At 64.8% G+C, this 20,376-nt stretch carries 23 protein-coding genes; 13 read left to right on the forward strand and 10 right to left on the reverse strand.

Features of this window, described 5'->3' with window-relative positions; genetic code table 11:
- A partial coding sequence (locus Q8R73_RS03680; RefSeq protein ID WP_371126026.1) for a hypothetical protein occupies positions 1-258 on the forward strand: 258 nt, incomplete at its 5' end.
- A 68-nt stretch (positions 259-326) separates the two neighbouring features.
- Here the strand turns inward: Q8R73_RS03680 and Q8R73_RS03685 are convergent.
- From Q8R73_RS03685 to Q8R73_RS03720, 8 genes are all read right to left on the reverse strand, one after another.
- The gene (locus Q8R73_RS03685; RefSeq protein WP_305718197.1) at positions 327-1,145 is read right to left on the reverse strand and encodes an aldo/keto reductase; all 819 of its coding nucleotides are present in this window, start codon (positions 1,143-1,145) and stop codon (positions 327-329) included.
- Between the two features lie 11 nt (positions 1,146-1,156).
- Entirely contained in the window at positions 1,157-1,561 is a 405-nt protein-coding gene (locus Q8R73_RS03690) for a hypothetical protein (RefSeq protein WP_305718178.1), read from the reverse strand.
- 122 nt (positions 1,562-1,683) lie between these two features.
- On the reverse strand, positions 1,684-2,526 hold the full coding sequence (locus Q8R73_RS03695; protein ID WP_305718179.1) for an energy transducer TonB: 843 nt from the start codon (positions 2,524-2,526) through the stop codon (positions 1,684-1,686).
- Positions 2,527-2,530: 4 nt separating this feature from the next.
- A complete protein-coding gene (gene exbD, locus Q8R73_RS03700) occupies positions 2,531-2,980 on the reverse strand; it encodes a TonB system transport protein ExbD (protein ID WP_305718180.1) in 450 nt (149 codons plus the stop codon).
- 3 nt (positions 2,981-2,983) lie between these two features.
- Positions 2,984-3,787, reverse strand: a complete 804-nt coding sequence (exbB, locus tag Q8R73_RS03705) for a tonB-system energizer ExbB (RefSeq protein ID WP_371126027.1) — start codon at positions 3,785-3,787, stop codon at positions 2,984-2,986.
- 38 nt (positions 3,788-3,825) lie between these two features.
- Positions 3,826-4,341 (reverse strand): heme utilization cystosolic carrier protein HutX, encoded by a 516-nt coding sequence (gene hutX, locus Q8R73_RS03710; RefSeq protein ID WP_305718181.1) that lies wholly within the window; start codon positions 4,339-4,341, stop codon positions 3,826-3,828.
- Positions 4,342-4,382: 41 nt separating this feature from the next.
- A complete protein-coding gene (locus Q8R73_RS03715; RefSeq protein ID WP_305718182.1) occupies positions 4,383-4,718 on the reverse strand; it encodes an antibiotic biosynthesis monooxygenase in 336 nt (111 codons plus the stop codon).
- A gap of 155 nt (positions 4,719-4,873) precedes the next feature.
- Positions 4,874-7,264, reverse strand: a complete 2,391-nt coding sequence (locus Q8R73_RS03720; RefSeq protein WP_305718183.1) for a TonB-dependent hemoglobin/transferrin/lactoferrin family receptor — start codon at positions 7,262-7,264, stop codon at positions 4,874-4,876.
- Between the two features lie 270 nt (positions 7,265-7,534).
- Between Q8R73_RS03720 and hemP the strand changes: the two genes are divergently transcribed.
- From hemP to Q8R73_RS03775, 11 genes are all read left to right on the forward strand, one after another.
- Positions 7,535-7,741, forward strand: a complete 207-nt coding sequence (gene hemP, locus Q8R73_RS03725) for a hemin uptake protein HemP (protein ID WP_305718184.1) — start codon at positions 7,535-7,537, stop codon at positions 7,739-7,741.
- 8 nt (positions 7,742-7,749) lie between these two features.
- Positions 7,750-8,715, forward strand: coding sequence for a hemin ABC transporter substrate-binding protein (locus Q8R73_RS03730; protein WP_305718185.1), 966 nt, complete (start codon positions 7,750-7,752; stop codon positions 8,713-8,715).
- The gene (locus Q8R73_RS03735; protein WP_305718186.1) at positions 8,712-9,806 is read left to right on the forward strand and encodes an iron ABC transporter permease; all 1,095 of its coding nucleotides are present in this window, start codon (positions 8,712-8,714) and stop codon (positions 9,804-9,806) included. The genes Q8R73_RS03730 and Q8R73_RS03735 overlap by 4 nt, the downstream gene beginning before the upstream one ends.
- Entirely contained in the window at positions 9,803-10,609 is an 807-nt protein-coding gene (locus Q8R73_RS03740) for a heme ABC transporter ATP-binding protein (protein WP_305718187.1), read from the forward strand. Before Q8R73_RS03735 ends, Q8R73_RS03740 begins: the two co-directional genes overlap by 4 nt.
- 212 nt (positions 10,610-10,821) lie before the next feature.
- On the forward strand, positions 10,822-11,142 hold the full coding sequence (locus tag Q8R73_RS03745) for a helix-turn-helix domain-containing protein (protein ID WP_305718188.1): 321 nt from the start codon (positions 10,822-10,824) through the stop codon (positions 11,140-11,142).
- Entirely contained in the window at positions 11,139-13,157 is a 2,019-nt protein-coding gene (hyfB, locus tag Q8R73_RS03750) for a hydrogenase 4 subunit B (RefSeq protein WP_371126028.1), read from the forward strand. The genes Q8R73_RS03745 and hyfB overlap by 4 nt, the downstream gene beginning before the upstream one ends.
- Positions 13,148-14,104: a respiratory chain complex I subunit 1 family protein gene (locus tag Q8R73_RS03755; RefSeq protein WP_305718189.1), complete on the forward strand. Its 957-nt coding sequence runs from the start codon at positions 13,148-13,150 to the stop codon at positions 14,102-14,104. The genes hyfB and Q8R73_RS03755 overlap by 10 nt, the downstream gene beginning before the upstream one ends.
- 5 nt (positions 14,105-14,109) lie before the next feature.
- Positions 14,110-14,772, forward strand: a complete 663-nt coding sequence (locus Q8R73_RS03760) for a hydrogenase-4 component E (RefSeq protein ID WP_305718200.1) — start codon at positions 14,110-14,112, stop codon at positions 14,770-14,772.
- Complete coding sequence (locus Q8R73_RS03765) at positions 14,769-16,220, forward strand: hydrogenase 4 subunit F (protein ID WP_305718190.1); 1,452 nt, start codon at positions 14,769-14,771, stop codon at positions 16,218-16,220. The genes Q8R73_RS03760 and Q8R73_RS03765 overlap by 4 nt, the downstream gene beginning before the upstream one ends.
- Positions 16,221-16,239: 19 nt before the next feature.
- Positions 16,240-17,751, forward strand: coding sequence for an NADH-quinone oxidoreductase subunit C (locus tag Q8R73_RS03770; RefSeq protein WP_305718191.1), 1,512 nt, complete (start codon positions 16,240-16,242; stop codon positions 17,749-17,751).
- Positions 17,752-17,753: 2 nt separating this feature from the next.
- Positions 17,754-18,287, forward strand: coding sequence for an NADH-quinone oxidoreductase subunit B family protein (locus Q8R73_RS03775; protein ID WP_305718192.1), 534 nt, complete (start codon positions 17,754-17,756; stop codon positions 18,285-18,287).
- 15 nt (positions 18,288-18,302) lie between these two features.
- On the opposite strand, the gene Q8R73_RS03780 is transcribed toward Q8R73_RS03775, so the two are convergent.
- On the reverse strand, positions 18,303-18,614 hold the full coding sequence (locus tag Q8R73_RS03780) for a helix-turn-helix domain-containing protein (RefSeq protein ID WP_305718193.1): 312 nt from the start codon (positions 18,612-18,614) through the stop codon (positions 18,303-18,305).
- Between the two features lie 100 nt (positions 18,615-18,714).
- Here Q8R73_RS03780 and Q8R73_RS03785 point away from each other — a divergent pair, with 100 nt between their 5' ends.
- On the forward strand, positions 18,715-19,491 hold the full coding sequence (locus tag Q8R73_RS03785; RefSeq protein ID WP_305718194.1) for a class I SAM-dependent methyltransferase: 777 nt from the start codon (positions 18,715-18,717) through the stop codon (positions 19,489-19,491).
- Here Q8R73_RS03785 and Q8R73_RS03790 read toward each other — a convergent pair.
- On the reverse strand, positions 19,477-20,376 hold a 900-nt coding region (locus Q8R73_RS03790; RefSeq protein ID WP_305718195.1), incomplete at its 5' end, for an alpha/beta fold hydrolase. The genes Q8R73_RS03785 and Q8R73_RS03790 overlap by 15 nt on opposite strands.

The following is a 20,376-nucleotide window of genomic DNA, read 5'->3' on the forward strand; positions in this document are numbered from 1 at the left end:
TGCCCCCTGGCTCAACCGGAGGAAAGCATGAAGAAGTTTGCATTAATGATCGCGGCGCTCGCCACCATATTCCTGGCGGCACCGTCGTCGAACGCCGACGCTCAAACCGTGGTCATCAAGCGCGACGGCCATCATCACGGCTCCAAGTACAGGCACGGCGCCCGCGCTCACGTGCACCGCCCGCATCGCGGGTATCACCGCGGCCGGGGCCACAGCAAGAAGGTCATCGTGATCAAGAAGCGCCATCATCGCTATTGAGGCGTGACGACAATGGCCCCGGGAGGGGCCATTTTTCGTTGCCGCCGCTGCTCTGTGACTGCTGATCCCTAGTCCCACGCCGGCGCGAAGCCGGGATTGACGCAGCGTCTGTCTTTCGGCAACGCCGCAATCGCATTCATGTCCTCATCGTCCAGCCCGATATGCAATGCGTCGAGATTGGCCTGCTGGCTTTCCGGCCGCGAGGCCTTCGGAATCGCGGCGACGCCATCCTGGTCGAGCAGCCATTTCAGCGCCACCTGTGCGGCACTGGCACCGTGCTTGCGGCCGATCGCCATCAGCGTCGGGTCGGAGGCCGCGCGGCCCTGCGCCAGCGGGCAATAGGCCACCAGCGGTATTGCCTTGGCGGACATATATCGCCGCAGCGGCGTCTGGTCGAGCATCACATGATATTCGACCTGGTTGCAGGCGATCGGCGCCCCGATCTCCTCGACCACGGTCTTGAGCAGCGCGATGTTGAAATTGGCGACCCCGATGGCGCGGGTGAAGCCCTCCTGTTTCAGCATGGTCAAGGTTTCGAACATCGCCGGCAGGTTCATGGCCTTCGACGGCCAGTGCACGAGATAGAGATCGACGTGGTCGAGCCTCAGCTTCTTCAGACTGGCGTCGAAGGCATGACGGATGGCATCCGGAGCCAGGTTTTCATGCCAGACCTTGGTGGTGATGTGCAGATCTTTCCGCGCGACACCGGATGCGGCGATGGCATCGCCGATGGCCTCTTCATTGCCATACATCTCAGCGGTGTCGATATGCCGGTAGCCGAGGCCGAGCGCGCCTTCGACCGCGACGCGGCACGCATCGCCCTGCAGTCGAAAGGTGCCGAGCCCAAGCCGCGGCAGGCTGATGCCCTGGGTCTGCAGATTGTCCATGAATGGCCCGGTCATTTCCAGTTGCAGATGCCGCCGGACCTGCACGGCCAGGCCTGAATCCGCGTATCGGCCGCCTGCGCGTCGAGCGGATTGCCGCGTGGTCGCGCCAGCCGGGTACGGGCAGCGCGACGCGGCTTTTCCGCGCGCTGGGACGCTGCCTGGGCTTTCCCGGTGGGCGCGCGGGCGGCTCGCGCAGTCGGCGACGGAGATGGAGACGGACTTGCGCGATCGGCGTGCGCCTCGATCCGGACCGGAGCGAATTCCGTGGCCGGACCCAGCGGCTTTGGCGAAAGCACCGCTTTGGAGAGGTCGAGGCCAAGGAATTCGCCCGCACGATACTCATCCGCGGCCGACATGCCGCTCCAGGCCACCAGCGTGGCGCACAGGATAACGGCGGAAGTCTTGTTCAGGCCCATGCGAGCCTCCTGAAATACCCGAAATGCAACCTACACCTCATTTAGGAAGCGAGGCGGGTAAGTCCAGACGTTTATTGGCGGCAAGGTTACCGGGTCGGTTCCCCGATCGGGAACACGGCGGGCTATCTGACCGAAAACTGAATCGGTACATCGTAACTCATTGAGGCCTGCTTGATGTCCGGCGGGAATGCCGGAAACGGCTGGGCGCGGCGGACCATCGCCAGCGTCTCGGCATCGAGCGCGGCATGGCCAGACGATCCCGCGAGCCCGCTCGAAAGCACCTGGCCATTGCGGCCGATACTGAAGCGAAGGCGCGACGTGCCCTGCTGGCCGGCGGCTTTCGCAGCGGGCGGGTATTGCTTGAAGCGCCGCAGATGCGCCGCGACCATCTGGTTGTAGGAAGCTACCGCAGCCGCACTGGCGCCCGCACTGATGGCGGAAGCCGCCGGCGCCTTCCGTTCGGCCCGGGGCGCCGCGGTGGTGCGCGGCGCCGGCGGGGCTGTCGTGGGCTTTTTGGCTTCCTTGCGAACCGGCTGCGGCTTTTCCGGCACCGGCATCGGCTTCGGAGGATCCGGGACGATTTTAGCCGGCTCGGGTTTCGGCGGCGTCGGCTCCGGCTTCGCTTCGGGCGGCGCCTCGACTTCGGGTGTCGGTTGCGGCGGGGTCGCTGCGAGTTGTTCCTGCACCGTCTCCGACCTGGACTGCTCCACCGGCGGAGACGCGTCGGCCTCCTGTATCTCGGGTCCCGGAGCGATATCCATCGGCGTCGGCTGGGGTGAAGCCGTCGCCGGCGCCATGTCCACCATGATGGTGGGAATCGCTACCCCCGGCGGCGGCCGCTGCGTGTACCATGCCATGCCGACCGCAATCAGCGCGGCGTGCACCACGACGATCAGGGCCGCGGATGTTCCCCAGCGCAGGACCCCGGTGGCGTCGGATGTGTCGTGCAGAACGAACGCGTTCATGGCATCAGCTTCGGCCGTCGAGGCCGACCAGCGCGATCTTGAGATAGCCGGCGTTGCGCAGCAGGTTCATCACCTCCATCAGGTCGCCATAGCTGACGGCCTTGTCGGCGCGGAGGAAAATCCGTTCGTCTTTCTTGTTGCCGGTGGCGGCGTCGAGCGTGCCGGTCAGGGCATCGCGGGCGATGATGTCCTCGCCGACGGCAACCGTGAGGTCCGGCTTGACGGTCACGAACACCGGCTTGTCGGGACGCGGCGTCGGCTCGACCGCACTGGCCGGCAGGTCGACGCCGAGATCGACGGTGGCGAGCGGCGCCGCCACCATGAAGATGATCAGCAGCACCAGCATGACGTCGATGAACGGCGTGACGTTGATCTCGTGGACCTCGGCCAGATCGTCGTCGCCGCGCCGCCGTCCGCCGAATCCGCTCGACTGGCTACCGAGTCGCGCGCCCATGATCTACTCCGCGGCCCGCGACAGGCGAAAGCCGCGGCGGTCGCCTTCCCTCGATATCAGCAGCATCACCTGCGTCGAGGCGTCGCCGAGCAGCGCACGATAGGTCCCGATGGTCCGGCCGAGATAGTTGTAGATCACGACCGCCGGGATCGCAGCGACAAGGCCGAGCGCCGTCGCCAGCAGCGCCTCGGCGATGCCCGGTGCGACCACCGCGAGGTTGGTGGTGTTCGCCTCGGAGATGCCGATGAACGCATTCATGATGCCCCACACCGTGCCGAACAGGCCGACGAACGGCGCCGTGGCGCCGATGGTGGCGAGCACACCGGTGCCGCGCGCAATCCGGCGCGACATCGCGGCCTCGACCCGTTCCAGCCGCAGCGCGATGCGCTCCTTGAAGCCGTCGTCAATCACGCCCTCCGACAGGCTGGACTCGCGCGCCGCAGACTGGATGATCTGCGCGACGGCGTCTCGGCCGTCACGGCTGTCATGCTCGGCATCGGCCAGCAGACGCTCGCTCTCGAGCTCGGCCAGCCTGCGCTTCGCAACGGATGTCGCGCGGCTGATCTCGATGGTCTTCGCCAGCCACACCGTCCATGTGATCAGCGACGCCACGGCCAGCCCGACCATGATCGCCTGCACCACGATGTCCGCACCCACGAACATGCCCCACGGCGACAGGTTGCGCGGCAGTTGCGCAATATCGGTGGCGGCGAGACCCGGGCCGGGCAACGAGACCGCGCCGAACGCCATCAGGATGATGGCTTTGCGAACTCGGCCGATATGGGCGTCGATCATGGTCGGCTGCATGGGCTGCTCCACGAATGAGGCTGGGCCGGGTCCGTCCGTCAGGCAATGGCGGGCGCGACAATCTGCCCGGCCAGCGCCCTGAACCGCGCGAGTTGGTCCTGTTTCAACGCCCGGGTCTCGTCGCGGCCAACGAACACCTTGAACATCACGCCGCCATCGACATTGAGAAAGGCGATGAACGCCGAGGATTTTCCCATGAACGGCCGCTCGACAAAAGCGACGGCACCGCAGCGCTCGTGGCGGAGATGGCCGTGCAGGCCTTTCGGCTGCATCAGGTTGAAATAGCCGCGGCCGATTTCACCGGCCGGGATCGCGCCGGTGAATTCGAAGATCGCGTCGTCGGTGTGCACGATCAGCGTCACCTCGCCCCACTGCGCGACATCCTGCATGACGGCAACGAACGCGTCGCCCCGGCCGATCCGCACCATTTCCGCAGGCAGCGCCTCGATCACGGCGCGGGGCGCGATTTTTCGCTCCCGCGCCACGTCCTCGATCACCGCACCGGGATTTTGCGCCATATGCGCCCTGAGATCGGCGAGATCCGTACTCAGCATGGTCAACTCCTTGGTGCTGTCCCTAAATCAAACGCGCGGCTTCAGGCTGCCGCGCTCGACTTGCGCTCGCTCTGGATCACTTCAAATCCCTCGAACCTGGGATGGCCGAGATAAAGGCTTTCGCCGGTCTTGTTGTCGGCTCGGGCATGGGCGCGGCGAAACTCTTCCGACCGGGTCCAGGCTTCGAACGCCGCCTTGTCGACCCAGGTGGTGTGCGACGAATACAGCGTGTGGTCGTCGGCCACCGGACCCTTCAGCAGATGAAATTCGACGAAGCCGGCCATGTTGCCGAGATAGGATTCCCGGGTTGCCCATACGCTCTCGAAAGCCTTCTCCGAGCCGATCTTCACCTGGAACCGGTTCATTGCGATAAACATCTGAAGTTCTCCTGCTGCGGGGCATCATCGCCCGATGGAACATAGTGGCTCTGGTTCGGCGAACACGAAAACGCACCGAGGCCGCGCTGGGGACATCAGCGCGGCGCCGGAGGTTGTTTGATGGTGACGGTTCGTCAGAACCGTTCGCGCTTCGATCAGCTACCTCCGAAATGATATCTGAGACCGCCCTTGAATACGATCCCGGCGCCGGCGCTGGCCCATTTGACGTCATTCTGGGTATCGCCGGTGGATCCAACGGGGATGGCATAAGGCCGGTAGTACTGGTCCAGAATATTCTCGACCGAGAGATTGAGCGTCAGATCCTGCGTCGGCTTGAATGCGAGATACAGGTTGACGAGATCGTAGGACGTTCCCGCGAGATAGGTCGTGGGAATGCTCTTGTTCGCGAACGCTGACGTCCACAAAGCCGAAAGGATCAGCCTGTTTTCGAACAAGCGCACGCCAGCCGTCGTGGTGACCTTATGCGGCGGAATGCTGTACAATCCGACGCCGGTCTGGACGTTCTTGCCGTCCTGATAGGTGCCGGCGACGCCCACGAACCAGCTGTTGGCGTCGTACATCGTCTCGGCTTCGAAGCCCTGGATTCTGGCCTGCGCGATGTTCTGATATTGCAGGAACGGTAACACGGTGATGGTCGGAGAGCCCGGCGGTCCGGTTGGAACCACCAGCGGCGGCCCGAACGAAACCTGGTCGATGAAATCAGTGACATCGTTCCGGAACACGTTGAACTTGCCGCGGAAGCTGTCACCGGCCACGAACAGGTCGTTCTTCCTCACGTTGAAACCGATCTCCTTGGTCTTGCCGACCTCGGGACGCAGATTCGGATTCGGAAGGAAACAGAAGGTCGAGTCGGCTACGCCGGGAGGGGCTGGCGCGCCCGACGGACAAACGAAGAAGGCACTGTTCGCGGTCGCGCCGGCATGCGGTCCGTTGACAAGCGTCTCCGTGATCGATGGCGCCCGGTAACCTTCGGCATAGCTGACATAGGGCGTGACCATCGCCGTCGGCAGCAGACCGATCGTGATCTTCGGCGACAACCGGTCACCGCCCGAAGACGTCGCGCCCGATTCGAGCTTGTAGTTGTCGTAACGGAGTGCGCCGACCACTTCGAGCATCGAGGTGTAATTGGCCTTCCACTGCACGAACCCGCCGGAAACTGTGCGCTTGCCGCCCGGTGTGGTGACTTCAGAGGTTCCGCTGCGGTCGTTCGTCGTCACCTTGTCCTGGAAGGCATCGAGGCCATAGGTCACCGCATGACGCCAGGATTCCCCGGTCTCGAAGCGCGTCGTGTTGTGGATATCGATACCGAAAGTGTCGAGCAGATAACCGCGGTTGCTGCCGAGGCAGCCGGAGACCGGATTGCCGGGTACGCCCCCGCAGAAGGCCGATGGGGTCGTGGTGGTGTGCCCGGTCTTGACCTGATCGTTTTCGGTACGGTTCCAGTAGACCTTGGCATCCCAGTCGAACCACTTGTCTTCGGGCTGCGAGTATTTCCAGCCCAGCGTCGTGGTGTAGTTCTTGACGTTCGACTTGTAGATCGAGGTACCGGCGAGGTTATTGGTCCCGTTCGCGTTGGTCGAGTTGGGATCTCCTGCGCGCCTCGGCGGCTGGCCGACGCTGAAAAGATCCTGCTGGAAGATCGTGCCGAGTTTGATCTCGTGCCCATCCGCCGGCCGGACCGTCAGCTTGGCGAGACCGGCCGAGAGCCGATTGCCCGTATTGGCCACTTCGTAGCCGGTTCCGTCGCGGTAGCTTTCCTGGGTGCTGTAGGTGCCGCCCGCGAACACATCGACATCCGGATTGACGTGAACGCCACCGAAGACCGAACTGAGCGCCCGGCCCTGGTTGGTTCCGATGACGTTGTTGAAGTCCACGCCCCAGCGCTCACCGGCGCGCACCACGTCCTGAATGTCCTTGGTGCGGAACGAAGCCACGCCGCCGATCGCGCCGGAGCCGTAGATGTTCGCAGTCGGGCCACGCACGATGTCGATGCCGCCGATCAGTTCCGGATTGAGGAAGAAGGAGCCGTTCGCGAAGTGGCCGGTGCGCTGATAATTCTGCCGTGCGCCGTCGACCACCACGGCGACGCGGCCGAAATCCTGCAGGCCGCGGATATTGATCGAGGTCGACGGCTCGTCGCCGCGATCCTGCAGCCAGACGCCGGGCACATTATAAAGGAGATCGCCGACCGTGCTGGCCTGGCGACCCTGGATCTGTTCGAGCGTCACCACGCTCACCGGAGCCAGCGCATCGATGGCGCGCTCTTCGGTCTTCGAAGCGGCGACCGTGATCGTGTCGAGCGACTGGACTTGCGTTCCGCCGATTTGGGCATATGCGGTCAAGAAAGGCGCGGGTACGGCTTGCGCAGTCTGCGGCTTCGGCTTTTGCGATTGCCGTTCCGGGGAACGGCCGGCGCTATCCGCTGCCGCCGTCTGCGCGAAACCGGCGTCCGGCAAAGCCGCCGCCATTGAGAATATCGACGCGCCCAAAATCAAGGCGCGTGAACGCCTAGCCCCGTCAGCCATAACTACCCCGACCCTGTTTCTGTGTTTTGGGCTCGGCTGGCGGGCGCTGCATGAAAGCAGCAGCTTGCTGGCTACCAATTCGAAACGCAGGCACCCCGCCCGCATCTCGCCATCATTGGTTACGAGCCGGCGCTTGCACGGTCAAGAAAAAGACGGCGCAGTTTATATCGATTGTAAATCGCGACTGTTGGATTGCCGCCCAATCGACCTGTAAGACTGCGGGGTGAGACGACAGCCACTCCTGATTCATTCCAGGGTACAACGAACGATATGTCCGCAGCTTCTCGAGACGATACGGAGCGCGGGGGCAACCATGCCGTCACCACGTCTGCTGCGACCCGGTCCGTCACCGTCACCGGCAATCGAGTAGACAGCCGCGACGTGTTTTCGGGCGACCGCGAGATCATCATTGCGCATGGGGAGGACACTTACCGGCTGCGGCTGACTTCCCAGAACAAACTGATCCTGACGAAGTGAAACCGACAATGGGATTTTATCGCCATCAGATACTTCCGGCCATCCGGTTCGTGGTCGCGGTATGCGCTCTGGCAAGCAGCGGCGCGCTGGCCACCGGCGTCACCGTGCACGACGCGCGCGACCGCGACGTGAAAATTGAAAATCCGGCGCGCATCGTTTCGATCGGCGGGGCCATCACCGAAATTCTCTACGCCCTCGGTTTCGAAGACCGCGTGGCCGGCGTCGACGCAACGAGCATGTTTCCGAAAGCCGCGCTGCGCGACAAGCCCAATGTCGGATACATGCGCCAGCTATCGGCTGAAGGTGTGCTCGGCCTCAATCCCTCGCTGGTGCTGGCGATTCAGGGATCCGGCCCGAAGGAAACCATGGAGGTGCTGGAGGCGGCGAAAGTGCCGCTGGTGCTGGTCCCGGAGATCTTCTCGGAGCAAGGCCTGCTCGACAAGATCAAGCTGATTGGCCACGCCATGGGCGCGGATGCGCGCGCGGCTTGCCTGACGGCGGCGGTGTCCGGCGACCTCAAGCAATTGCGCGACCTTCGCGCCAGGGTGACAAAGCCGGTGCGCGTGATGTTCGTGATGTCGCTGCTGAGCGGCCGGGCGATGGTGGCGGGGCGCAACACCGCCGCCGACGAAATCATCAATCTGTCCGGCGGCGTCAACGCGATCGACAGCTACGACGGCTACAAGATGATCAACGACGAGGCGATCGTCGCGGCGAGGCCCGACGTCGTGCTCACCATCGAGCGCAGCAAGGATTCGCTGGAGGCGCAGGCGGTCTATGCCCATCCGGCCTTCGCCATGACCCCGGTCGTGGCCAACAGGACCTTCATCTCGATGGAAGGCCTCTATCTGCTCGGCTTCGGTCCGCGCACCGCCGCGGCGGCGCGGGACCTGTCGGCCAGGCTCTATCCCGCGCTGGCGCCGCAGGCCGAAGCCTTCGCGCCCGCCGCACTCACGGCCAATTGCCGGCAATGACCACGCTTGCGGGAGCCGACCGCGCGCCGGCGCCAGCGCGCCGATCGCTGCGCCCGCCCGCCTCGCTTACCCTTGTTTGTCTGCTCGCCGCGCTGATGGGCGCCGCCCTCGTCGCGCTGACGGTGGGCGCCGCCGGCATTCCGCTCGCCCGGCTACCCGCGGCGCTCGGTCTTTGGGCGGATCAGCCCGTCGATCCGCTGACGACGCGCGACCAGTTGGTGCTGTGGTCGATCCGGATTCCGAGAATAGCGGCGGCCGCGATGGTCGGCGCGCTGCTTGCGGTGTCCGGCGCCATCATGCAGGGCCTGTTTCGCAATCCGCTGGCCGACCCGGCGCTGGTCGGCGTAGCCTCGGGCGGCGCGTTCTGCGCCGCCGCCGCGATCGTGTTCACCGACAGCCGGCTCGGCGAAAGCCTTCGCTTCATGCAGAACGAATTGCTGCCGCTGGCGGCGTTCGCAGGCTCGCTGGCGACCACCGTGATCCTCTATACCATCGCCAGCCGCGCCGGTCGCACCTCGATTGCGATCTTCCTGCTCGCGGGCCTGGCGATCGCCGCCATCGCCAATGCCGGCATCGGCCTTCTGGTATTCGTCGCCGACGATCGCCAGTTGCGCGATATCACGTTCTGGCTGTTGGGCTCGCTGAGCGGCGCGACCTGGACAAAAACCGCCACCATCATACCGGTGCTGGCGCTCGGTCTGATGGCCTGCCTGTGGGTCGCGCGCGGGCTCGACGTGCTGGTGCTCGGCGAGGCCGAGGCCTTTCACAGCGGCGTCGATGTCGAGCGGCTCAAGCGAATCTCGTTCGTGCTGGTGTCGGCGATGACCGGCGTCGCGGTCTCGATCTGCGGCGTGGTGGGGTTCGTCGGCATCGTGGTGCCGCATCTGTTGCGGCTGGTGATCGGACCGGGGCACCGGTTGCTGCTGCCGGCCTCCGCCCTGCTCGGCGCCATCCTGCTCGTCGGCGCCGACACGCTGGCCCGCACCATCGTGGCGCCCGCCGAAATGCCGATCGGCATTCTGACCGCGGCGGTCGGCGCGCCGTTCTTTCTCTACATGCTGCTGCGCCAACGCGGGCTGGTGGCGTTTTGACCGCGCTGCTCGAGACCCGCGGGGTTTCGCTTGATATCGGCGGCGCCACGCTGGTCGATCACGTCGATCTGCGCGTCGAGGCCGGCGAGACGGTTGCCATCGTCGGACCGAACGGCGCGGGCAAGTCGACGCTGCTGCGGCTGATCTCCGGCGACCTGCGCGCCAGCAGCGGCACGGTGCGGCTGAAGCAGCGCGATCTGCACAGCTATCCGTCCCATCAGCTTGCCTTGCATCGCGCCATGCTCTCGCAGCATGTCAGCGTCAGCTTTCCCTTCACGGTGGAGGAGATCGTTCACATGGGCGCCGGCGAGCGCGGGAGCGCGTTCGCCCGGCCGCTGGTCGACGCCGCCCTGTACGAGGTCGGCCTGGCCGAATTCCGCCATCGCAAGCTACCGACGCTGTCCGGCGGCGAGCAGCAGCGCGCGCATTTCGCCCGCGTGCTGGTCCAGCTCGCCTGCGGCGAGGCCGCGCACGGACCCGGCCTGCTGCTGCTGGACGAGCCGACCTCAAGTCTCGACCTGCGGCATCAGATCGACCTGGTGGAAACCGCGCAGCGCCGCGCGGCCGATGGCACCGCCGTGGTCGCGATCCTGCACGATCTCAACCTCGCGGTGCGTTTTGCCGACCGCATCGTGGTGCTGCAGCGGGGCGCGAAGGTCGCCGACGACATCCCGGAAAACACCGTCACCGATGAGTTGATCCGAACGGTGTTCGAGATCGAGGTCAAAGTGCAGCGGCATTCCGACGGCACGCCCCTTTTGCTGCCGCAGCTGATGACGGCGATCCCCTCGCGCGTGAGCTGAAGTCCCTCTGCAGCAGCTCCCGATTCGCGCGGCGTCGCATGTCAGGAGCGTTCTAGCTGCCTGACGGGATGACTTCGGCCGCTTTCCCTAACCTCCAGATCGCAGCACCCCTCAGAAAGGATATTTGAAACATCACTTATTGACAATTTGCCATCATTAATTAGGATGAAGGAGTGATGTTTGATATCGGCTAGCGGTCTCGGAGCGGATCGATGATCACAGCAGCGCAATTGCGGGCTGCCAGGGTACTGCTCGGCATCGACCAGCGCCGGCTGGCCGAACTGTCCGGGCTTTCGGTGCCCACTATTCAGCGCATGGAAGCCAGCGAATCGATGGTCCGGGGCAACGTCGATTCGCTGGTGAAGCTGATCACGGCCCTGGAGGGCGCCGGCATCGAATTGATCGATGAAGGCGCGGTCAGCGGCGCCGGGGGACGCGGGGTTCGGCTGAAGATCAATTCCGGATCAGCAAGGAGCTATCTGGACCATCAGATCGAGGCCAAGGCCTCGAGCGGAACGAGGGCGCGCAGATGATGTCGGCCGTCGCTCTGCAGATGGTGGGCGTTGCCGGATTGCTCGGCCTCGCGGTTCTGGCAATCGTTCTGAGCCGTTCGAAGTTCGCTACCGCGGTCATCTACGGCGCCACGATGGTCATCTGCCTCGCCGCGCTGGCGGGCGCGCTGCGCTGGCTGCTCGGCGGCCCGGTCGACGCCACCGGCCTGGTCCTGCCGGTCGGGTTGCCGTGGCTCGGCGCCCATTTCCGCATGGATGCGCTGGCGGCATTTTTCCTGGTCGTGGTCAATCTCGGCGGCGCCGCGGCCAGCCTCTACGGCCTCGGCTACGGCCGCCACGAGTCGTCGCCGCACCGCGTGCTGCCGTTCTTCCCCGCCTTCCTCGCCGGCATGAATCTGGTGGTGCTGGCGGATGACGCGTTTTCCTACCTGTTGTGCTGGGAATTCATGTCGCTGGCGTCCTGGGCGCTGGTCATGGCGCACCACCGCGAGGCCGGCAACGCCAGGGCGGGATACATCTATCTGGTGATGGCGAGCTTCGGCACCCTGGCGCTGCTGCTGGCGTTCGGCCTGCTGGCGGGTCCGGCGGGAGACTACGGCTTCGCCGCCATTCGCAATACGCCGCATACACCGAATGTGGCCATCCTGGTGCTGATCCTGATGCTGCTTGGCGCCGGCTCGAAGGCCGGTCTGCTCCCGCTGCACGTCTGGCTGCCGCTGGCGCATCCGGCGGCGCCGAGCCACGTGTCGGCGCTGATGAGCGGCGTCATGACCAAGGTCGCGATCTACGGTTTCATCCGCGTCGTGTTCGATCTGCTGGGCCAGCCGACATGGCCGGCGAGCGTGATCGTGCTCGGCCTCGGCAGCATTACCGCCGTGATGGGCATCCTCTATGCCATGATGGAATCCGATCTGAAGCGATTGCTGGCCTACAGCACCATCGAAAACATCGGCATCATCTTCGTCAGCCTCGGGCTTGCGCTGGCGTTTCAGGCCAACGGCCAGAAGCTGCCGGCGGCGCTCGCCTTCACCGCCGCGCTGTTTCACGTGCTCAACCACTCCTTCTTCAAGAGCCTGCTGTTCTTCGGCGCCGGCGCCCTGCTGACGGCAACCGGCGAAAGGGACATGGACAGGCTCGGGGGCCTGATCCACCGCATGCCGCTGACCAGCTTCGTCGTGCTGATCGGCTGCGTCGCGATCTCGGCGCTGCCGCCGTTCAACGGCTTCGTTTCGGAATGGCTGATCTTCCAGGCCGTGCTGCAGAGCCCGGGACTGCCGCAATGGGCGCTGAAGATCATGGTGCCCGCGGTCGGCGCGATGCTGGCGCTGGCGGCGGCGCTCGCCGCGGCGTGCTTCGTCAAGATGTTCGGCGTGACGTTTCTCGGCCGGCCGCGTAGCCCGGCGGCGGAAACCGCCGTCGAGGTCGACCGCTATTCGCTGGCGGCGATGTCGATCCTCGCCGCCCTTTGCCTGCTGGCCGGAATCCTGCCGGGGCCGGTGATGGACGCGCTCTCACCTGTCGCGGTCGAGATGACAGGCGGCCGCCTGCCGGTGCAGGCCCATGCGCCCTGGCTGTCGATCGTGCCGATCAGCGAAAGCCGCGGCTCCTACAACGGGTTGCTGGTGATGGTGTTCATCGCGATCTCCGCTTCCCTGGCGGTCTTTTTCATCCACCGTTTCGCCTCCCATGCGCTGCGCCGCGGACCGGCCTGGGGCTGCGGCTTTCCCGATTCCGTTCCCGCCGCGCAGTATTCCGGCGCAAGCTTCGCGCAGCCGATCCGCCGGGTGTTCGGGACGCTGCTGTTCAACGCCCGCGATCATGTCGAGATGCCGGCCCCCGGCGATACCAGGCCGGCCCGGCTCCGGATCGAACTGCATGACCTGATCTGGGAGTGGTTGTACCAACCGCTGGCCGGGGCGGTCGGATACGCCGCCGACCGGCTCAACGCACTGCAATTCCTGACCATCCGGCGCTACCTCAGCCTGGTGTTCGCCACCCTCGTCACGCTGCTTCTGGTGCTCGCGATATGGTCGTGATCCCGGACATCATCGTGCAGGGACTGCAGATGCTGTTGGTGCTGCTGCTGGCGCCGCTGCTGACCGGCTTCGTGCGCAAGATCAAGGCCCGGCTGCTGCGGCGCCAGGGCGCTTCGATGTTTCAGCCCTACCGCGACCTGCTGCGGCTGCTCCGCAAGGAGGTGGTGCTGGCCGACAACGCCTCATGGCTGTTCCGCGTCACGCCCTACGTGACTTTCGCCGCGATCTGGGTTGCCGCGGCGCTGGTGCCGACATTCGCCAGCGGTCTTCTGTTCAACTGGACCGCCGACCTGATCGCCATCGTTGCCCTGCTGGGAAGCGCGCGATTCTTTCTGGCGCTGGCCGGGATGGACGTCGGCACCAGTTTCGGCGGCATCGGCTCCAGCCGCGAGGTCATGATCGCGGCCCTGGCGGAGCCGGCGATGCTGCTGATCGTGTTTTGCATGGCGCTGGTCGCCGGCTCGACGCAATTGTCGACCGTCGCCAACTTCATGGCCTCGTCCGATGTCGGACTGCGGGTGTCGCTGGGCATGGCGGTGATCGCGCTGATCATGGTGGCGCTGGCCGAGAATGCGCGCATCCCGGTCGACAATCCGGCCACCCACCTCGAACTCACCATGGTGCATGAGGCGATGGTGCTGGAATATTCCGGACGACATCTGGCGATGATCGAATTCGGCGCGTTCCTCAAGCTGCTGCTCTACGTCTCGCTGATTGCCTGCGTGTTTCTCCCCTGGAATATCGCGCTGTTCGGCACCGGGCCGCTGGCCTATGCGGTCGGCGCCGCCGCCTATGTCGTGAAACTCGCGGTCGCCGGTTTCCTGCTGGCGCTGTTCGAGACCGCCACGGCAAAAATGCGGGTGTTTCGCGTGCCGCAGTTTCTCGGTGCGGCCCTGATGCTGGGCCTGCTCGGAACGCTCCTGCTGTTCGTGTCAAGGAGCTTCTGATGCAGATGCACAGCCTCGCCTTCGACATCTCGCATACGCTGGCAGGCGGTCTCGTCCTGATCAGTTTCATGATGCTGTACCAGGACCGGCTCACTTCGCTGCTAAACGTCTTCGCCCTGCATGCTCTGGTACTCGCTCTGTCGGTCGCCTGGCAGGCCTACATCCAGGACGCGCCGCATCTCTACGTCACAGCGGTGATCGCGCTGGTGTTCAAGGCGCTGGTGATTCCGGTGGGACTGCACCGCATCGTCAAACGGCTCGGCATTCACCGTGACATCGAATCGGCGGTGGGGATCGGCCCGACCATGCTGGCCGGAATGGGCCTGGTCGCGCTCTCCATGGTGCTGATGTTGCGGGTGACCGCCGACGCCGATCCGCTGGCGCGGGAGGATCTCGCCTTCGCGCTGTCGGTGGTGTTGCTCGGATTGCTCGTCATGGTGACGCGCCGCAACGCCGTCAGCCAGGTTGTGGGCTTCATGTCGCTTGAGAACGGCCTGGTGCTGGCGGCGACCGGCGCCAAGGGCATGCCGCTGGTGGTCGAGATCAGCGTGGCGTTCTCGATCCTGATCGCCTTCATCGTCATCGGCATCTTCCTGTTCCGGATCCGCGAACGCTTCGATTCCGTCGACGTCTCCGCGCTCGACGACTTCAGGGGCGAACGGCGATGAACCTGGCTTCCTTCGATCCCGTCACGGCCGTCCTGCTGATCCCGATCGGCGCGGCGGCGCTGCTGGCCGCCCTGCCCGGCTACCGGCTGACCGCGCGCCTCAACGTGATCGCGAGCCTGGCGACGTTTCTCGCCGCACTTTCCCTGTTCGCGATCGACCGCCCGCCGCCCGGGCCGTACGTGCTGGTCGACGACCTCAACATCGTCTTCATCCTGCTCAACACCTTCATCGGTTTCACCACCAGCATCTTCTCGGCCAGCTACATCGCGCACGAACTCGAGACCGGCCGGCTGACCCCGGTGTATTTGCGTTTCTACCACGCGATGTACCAGACCATGATGTTCGGCATGAACCTCGCTTTCGTGTCGAACAATATCGGTCTGATGTGGGTCGCGGTGGAAATCGCCACCCTCTCCACGGTGCTGATGGTCGGCATCTACCGCACCCATGCCGCACTGGAAGCGGCGTGGAAATATTTCATTCTCGGCAGTGTCGGCATCGCGCTCGCTCTGTTCGGCACCATCTTGGTCTACATGGCGGCGCGACCGGTTGTGGGCGAAGGCCAGGACGGCATGGTCTGGACGATCCTGATCGAGCATGCCGCGCTATTCGATCCGGCCTTGCTCAACGTCGCTTTCGTGTTCCTGTTTCTCGGCTACGGCACCAAGGTCGGTCTGGCGCCGCTGCATGCCTGGCTGCCCGACGCCCATGCCGAAGGTCCAACGCCGATCTCGGCCGTGCTGTCCGGCCTGCTCCTGAACGTCGCGCTTTATGCGCTGCTGCGTTTCAAGATATTGCTCGCCGCAAATCCGGCCGCGATTGCGCCCGGCCCCCTGATGGTGACCTTGGGGCTGGTCTCGGTGGTGTTCGCGGCGTTCATGCTGTACCGCCGGCGCGACATCAAGCGGCTGTTCGCCTATTCCTCGATCGAGCACATGGGCATCATCGTCTTTGCCTTCGGCATGGGCGGCCCGCTCGCCAATTTTGCCGGGTTGCTGCACATGGTGATGCACAGCCTGACCAAGTCGGCGATCTTCTTCGCCGTCGGCCATATCGCGCAGATCAAGGGCACGCAGCGGATCAACCGGATCCGCGGCCTCACCGTGACGCATCCGGCGCTGGGCTGGGGCCTGGTGGTCGGCGTCGCCGCGATTGCCGGATTGCCGCCGCTCGGCATCTTCATGAGCGAGTTTCTGGTCGTGACCTCCACCTTTGCGCGGCAGCCGCTGCTGGCGATGGTGCTGGTACTCGGGATTCTGCTGGCATTCGGCGCCCTGCTGCTGCGGTTGACCAGCGTCGCGTTCGGCCGGCCGCGCGGCAGCACCGCGTCGGCCGAGGCTTCCTATGTGCCGATGTTCGCCCATCTCGCACTGGTGCTGGGCGCGGGCATCTATCTGCCCGCGCCGCTCGTGGTCTGGTTCCAGAATGTCGCTCGCCTGCTTGGATAGTCTTGAGGATTAACCGGATATGCCGTCGCTGATCGATCTCATGCTGGAGGGCCGCGGCGTCGCACATCATGGCCCGTGGCCGCGTGCCGTGGTCGATGTGTCCGTGTGGAATTTCGCCGCCGCCGAACTCGCGCATGGCCGCTGGAGCCTGCTCGGCCTCTGGGGCGAACCTGCCATGGTGCATATGGCGATCCTCGACGGAATTTCCGCCGAGATCGCCGTCGTCAGCATGGATTGTCCCGACCGCGTCTATCCCTCGGTCGGCTTGCACCACCCGCCGGCGCTCCGGCTGGAACGCACCATCCGCGACCTATTTGGCCTGACGGCCGAGGGCTTGCCGGATCCCCGCCCCTGGCTCGATCACGACCAATGGGGCGCCCGCTTTCCGCTTGGAGACCGCATCAACGCGCCGCCGAAGGCCGCACCATATCGTTTTCTAGCGGCGGAAGGCCAAGGCATGCACCAGATCGCGGTTGGGCCGGTGCATGCCGGCATCATCGAGCCCGGCCATTTTCGCTTTACCGCCAGCGGCGAGACCGTGGTCCGGCTGGAACAGCGGCTGGGATATACCCACAAGGGTATCGAAGGGCTGATGTCAGGCGCCGGTCTGGCGCATGCCGCAAAGATTGCCGGACGCGTCTCGGGCGACAGCACCGTCGCTTTTGCCTATGCGTTTTCACGCGCCGCCGAAGCGGCCCTGCAACTCGTGGTTCCCGATCGCGCGGTGTGGCTGCGCGCCCTGCTCGCCGAACTCGAGCGGCTCGCCAACCATCTCGGCGACATCGGCGCGATCTGCAACGACGCCTCATTCAGCCTGATGCACACCCATTGCAGCGTGCTGCGCGAGAGCGTGCTGCGCGCATCGCATACCGCGTTCGGCCATCGACTGCTGCGCGACATCATCGTGCCCGGCGGCGTCACCCGCGACATCAGCGAGGACGGCACCGAAGCTATCCAGACCGTGCTGGACAATATCCGTTTGCGTTTCCCTGCCCTGATCGAATTATACGACAACACCGCATCGCTGCAGGATCGGACCGTCGATACCGGCGTGCTCACACAGGGATTGGCCCGGCAATATGCCGCCGGCGGCACCATCGGCCGCGCCTCCGGCCGGACCTTCGACGCGCGCCGCAGCTTCGCCTATCCGCCCTATGACAGCCTGCGCTTCGAGGTTCCCGTGCTCAACGAGGGTGATGTCAACGCCCGGGTCTGGATTCGCGTGCGCGAGGTCGAGCAGTCGCTGGCCCTGATCGACCAGATACTGGGCCGGCTGCCGCCGGGCCCGCTCGGCACCCATGCGGCGCACCGGCGCGAGGCGCGCGAAGGCATCGCCGTCGTCGAGGGCTTCCGCGGCGACGTGCTGGTGTGGCTCCGCATGCGCGACGGCCTGATCGAGCGATGCCATTTGCGCGACCCATCCTGGTTTCAATGGCCGCTGCTGGAAGCCGTGATCGAGAACAATATCGTCGCGGATTTTCCGCTCTGCAACAAATCGTTCAATTGTTCGTATTCGGGCCAGGATCTGTAACGATGCGCAAACTGCTGTTCGAAAGCCTGTTTCGCCGGCCGTTCACCGAACTGCCGCCATTGCCCGACGATGCCGCAGTGACCGAACTCGCAAGCGCGGTCGGCCGCGCCGCGCGGCGGCGGCTCGGCCGCAGCCTCTCGATCCGCGAGATCGATGCCGGCTCCTGCAATGGATGCGAACTGGAAATCCATGCGCTCAACAACGCCTATTACGACGTCGAGCGCTTCGGTCTCAAATTCGTGGCGTCGCCGCGCCATGCCGACGTCCTCATGGTAACCGGGCCCGTGACCAAAAACATGCGCGAGGCGCTGGAGCGCACCTATCATGCAACGCCCAATCCGAAATGGGTGGTCGCGGTCGGCGATTGCGGCCGCGATGGCGGCTGTTTCGCCGGCAGCTACGCGGTGGTCGGCGGCGTCGCCGCGGTGATCCCGGTCGATCTGCACATACCCGGCTGTCCGCCGACGCCGACGGCGATGCTGCGGGGCTTGCTCGCGCTGCTGGACCAAGTGGATAGCAATGCCGTTGCGAACTGAAAAGAGAAGGCGACTCTATCGCGCGCGCTCCAGCGCGCGCGACGACGCCTTCGGTTGCCGGACCGCCTTCGGCTTGGCGACATGCTCGCGAAGCCGGACCCCGCGCCCCCCGGCGGCGCTCGCAACGCCCGGACCGATCAACTCGATGCCGGCGCCTTCGAGCGCGGAAACCAGTTTCATCAGCGAATCGACATTGGCGCGGATCACGCCGTCGCTGGCTTCCATGCGCTGGATCGTCGGCACCGAAAGGCCCGCCAGATCCGCGGTTTGCCGCTGATCGATATTCAGGAGTGCGCGCGCGGCCCTGAGTTGATGGGCGGTAATCATGAGGTCGCTCCGGTTACGCCGGATATGTCTATAATACGTAAAATACAGCTTCAAGCATCAATTTACGGGCGTAATGTATCATGCAGTCCACTGCTGGCGCATGCTAACCAATCTTGAATTCGACAAGGAATCGACCGTGCGGCTGTTGGGACGATATCAGGGAAGAAGCGGCGAGATTGAGATCGTTGAATGCTCGTGGGATGGAACCCGGATCTATTTCGAGGAAGGCGTGCGGCAGAGCCAGGCCACGCCCGACGGCGAAAGCGTGTTCACCTATGTGAAGCTGATGGAGGAGCTGTTGCACCGTTCGGCCAACATCCTGGTGCTGGGATGCGGCGGCGGCAACCTCGCTACCCGGCTGGCCAAGCTTGGCAAGAAGCTGACCATCGTCGACAATAATCCGATCAGCTTCGTGATCGCGCAAAAATTCTTCGGACTGCCCGACGATCTCGCCTGCATGGTCTACGATTTTCGGCAATTCATCTTTCAGGACGAAGCGCTTTACGACGGCATCGCTATCGATATCGGGGGACCGGGTTTTCAATTCAGCGACGAATTCGACGTCGAGACCTGCGAGGCGATCCGCGCCCGGCTGGCGCCGGACGGCCGCATCGTCATGAACGTGACTGTCATGAACGATATCGATCCCTTGCCCGACCGCATCGCGGCGCGGCTTGCCGGTGAGCACATGCGGGTGTGGATCGTCGACGAGCAGGGCATCGAAGACCGCAACGCCATCATCGCCTGCCTGCCGGAACGGCAATTGAACCCGCGTTCGGTACTCAACGACGTGCTTCGCCACAATCAGGAGCGGTGGTCGATCCGGCGCGGCAGGCTGCGCAGCCGCGATCTGGCGTTTGAATCACGCAACCGGTGACGGCCCGCGAATTGGCTCACCTTTCGCCGGGACCTCAAGGAATGTCTTGAGCGCGCTGACGATCTCGTCGGGCTTGTCATGCTGCACCCAGTGCCCGGCGCCCTCGATTTTCACCAGTTCGGCCTGCTTGAAATGCCCGAGCACGCCGGCGCTCTCGGGATCGGGCAGAAAGCTCTCGTTGCCCGCCACCAGCAGCGTCGGACAGGCGATGCGCGACCACAGCGCGATATTGTCTTCCAGCGACAGCCGGTACGGCGCGCGGGCGCGCAGATAAGGATCGAACTTCCAGCTGTAGCCGCCGTCGGCATCCGCTTTCAGCGCATGGGTGGCGAGGTGCATCGCCTGCTCGCGGGTCAGCCGCCCATTGCGCCCGAGCATGCGATCGGCGCCATCGGCCACCGACGTATAACGCTGGGTTTTCCGTTGCGCCGTATTGTCGAGGTCGCCGACCCAGTCGGCGATCCTGATATCGATCGGCTTCAGCCGCCGCGACGGAAAATTGGTCACGCCGTCGAGCACGGCCAGCCGTGAGACCTTTTCCGGAAACGCCCCGGCAAAGGTCAGGCTGACCATGCCGCCCATGGAGTGGCCGACGACAGCGACGTTTTCCAGGCCCTCGGCCTTGACCAGGCAGGCCAGGTCGTAGACGTGATCGGCCAGGCTATAGCTGCTGCCCTTCGCCCATTCGGAATCGCCGTGGCCGCGCAGATCTGGCGCGATGACGTGAAAGTCCGTCCGCAGCGCCTGCGCCACATGGTCCCAGCTACGGGAATGATCAAGGCCGCCATGGACCAGCAGCAGCGGCGGCGCCGATGCGTTGCCCCAGTCGGTGTAGTGCAGCCGGAGTCCCTGGGACTGGTAATAGCGCGCCTGCGGCGCGGCCGA

The organism is Bradyrhizobium sp. (assembly GCF_030697065.1).
Classification (GTDB): domain Bacteria; phylum Pseudomonadota; class Alphaproteobacteria; order Rhizobiales; family Xanthobacteraceae; genus Bradyrhizobium.

Bases quoted from the DNA above. Each gene is read 5' to 3' on its own strand.
- Q8R73_RS03745 (WP_305718188.1), top strand. From the start codon at position 10,822: ATGATCACAGCAGCGCAATTGCGGGCTGCCAGGGTACTGCTCGGCATC.
- exbB (WP_371126027.1), bottom strand. From the start codon at position 3,787: ATGCAGCCGACCATGATCGACGCCCATATCGGCCGAGTTCGCAAAGCC.
- hyfB (WP_371126028.1), top strand. From the start codon at position 11,139: ATGATGTCGGCCGTCGCTCTGCAGATGGTGGGCGTTGCCGGATTGCTC.
- Q8R73_RS03770 (WP_305718191.1), top strand. From the start codon at position 16,240: ATGCCGTCGCTGATCGATCTCATGCTGGAGGGCCGCGGCGTCGCACAT.
- Q8R73_RS03785 (WP_305718194.1), top strand. From the start codon at position 18,715: ATGCTAACCAATCTTGAATTCGACAAGGAATCGACCGTGCGGCTGTTG.
- Q8R73_RS03690 (WP_305718178.1), bottom strand. From the start codon at position 1,561: ATGGGCCTGAACAAGACTTCCGCCGTTATCCTGTGCGCCACGCTGGTG.
- Q8R73_RS03775 (WP_305718192.1), top strand. From the start codon at position 17,754: ATGCGCAAACTGCTGTTCGAAAGCCTGTTTCGCCGGCCGTTCACCGAA.
- Q8R73_RS03695 (WP_305718179.1), bottom strand. From the start codon at position 2,526: ATGAACGCGTTCGTTCTGCACGACACATCCGACGCCACCGGGGTCCTG.
- Q8R73_RS03685 (WP_305718197.1), bottom strand. From the start codon at position 1,145: ATGGACAATCTGCAGACCCAGGGCATCAGCCTGCCGCGGCTTGGGCTC.
- Q8R73_RS03765 (WP_305718190.1), top strand. From the start codon at position 14,769: ATGAACCTGGCTTCCTTCGATCCCGTCACGGCCGTCCTGCTGATCCCG.
- Q8R73_RS03780 (WP_305718193.1), bottom strand. From the start codon at position 18,614: ATGATTACCGCCCATCAACTCAGGGCCGCGCGCGCACTCCTGAATATC.
- hutX (WP_305718181.1), bottom strand. From the start codon at position 4,341: ATGCTGAGTACGGATCTCGCCGATCTCAGGGCGCATATGGCGCAAAAT.
- hemP (WP_305718184.1), top strand. From the start codon at position 7,535: ATGTCCGCAGCTTCTCGAGACGATACGGAGCGCGGGGGCAACCATGCC.
- Q8R73_RS03715 (WP_305718182.1), bottom strand. From the start codon at position 4,718: ATGTTTATCGCAATGAACCGGTTCCAGGTGAAGATCGGCTCGGAGAAG.
- Q8R73_RS03755 (WP_305718189.1), top strand. From the start codon at position 13,148: ATGGTCGTGATCCCGGACATCATCGTGCAGGGACTGCAGATGCTGTTG.
- Q8R73_RS03730 (WP_305718185.1), top strand. From the start codon at position 7,750: ATGGGATTTTATCGCCATCAGATACTTCCGGCCATCCGGTTCGTGGTC.
- exbD (WP_305718180.1), bottom strand. From the start codon at position 2,980: ATGGGCGCGCGACTCGGTAGCCAGTCGAGCGGATTCGGCGGACGGCGG.
- Q8R73_RS03735 (WP_305718186.1), top strand. From the start codon at position 8,712: ATGACCACGCTTGCGGGAGCCGACCGCGCGCCGGCGCCAGCGCGCCGA.
- Q8R73_RS03720 (WP_305718183.1), bottom strand. From the start codon at position 7,264: ATGGCTGACGGGGCTAGGCGTTCACGCGCCTTGATTTTGGGCGCGTCG.
- Q8R73_RS03760 (WP_305718200.1), top strand. From the start codon at position 14,110: ATGCACAGCCTCGCCTTCGACATCTCGCATACGCTGGCAGGCGGTCTC.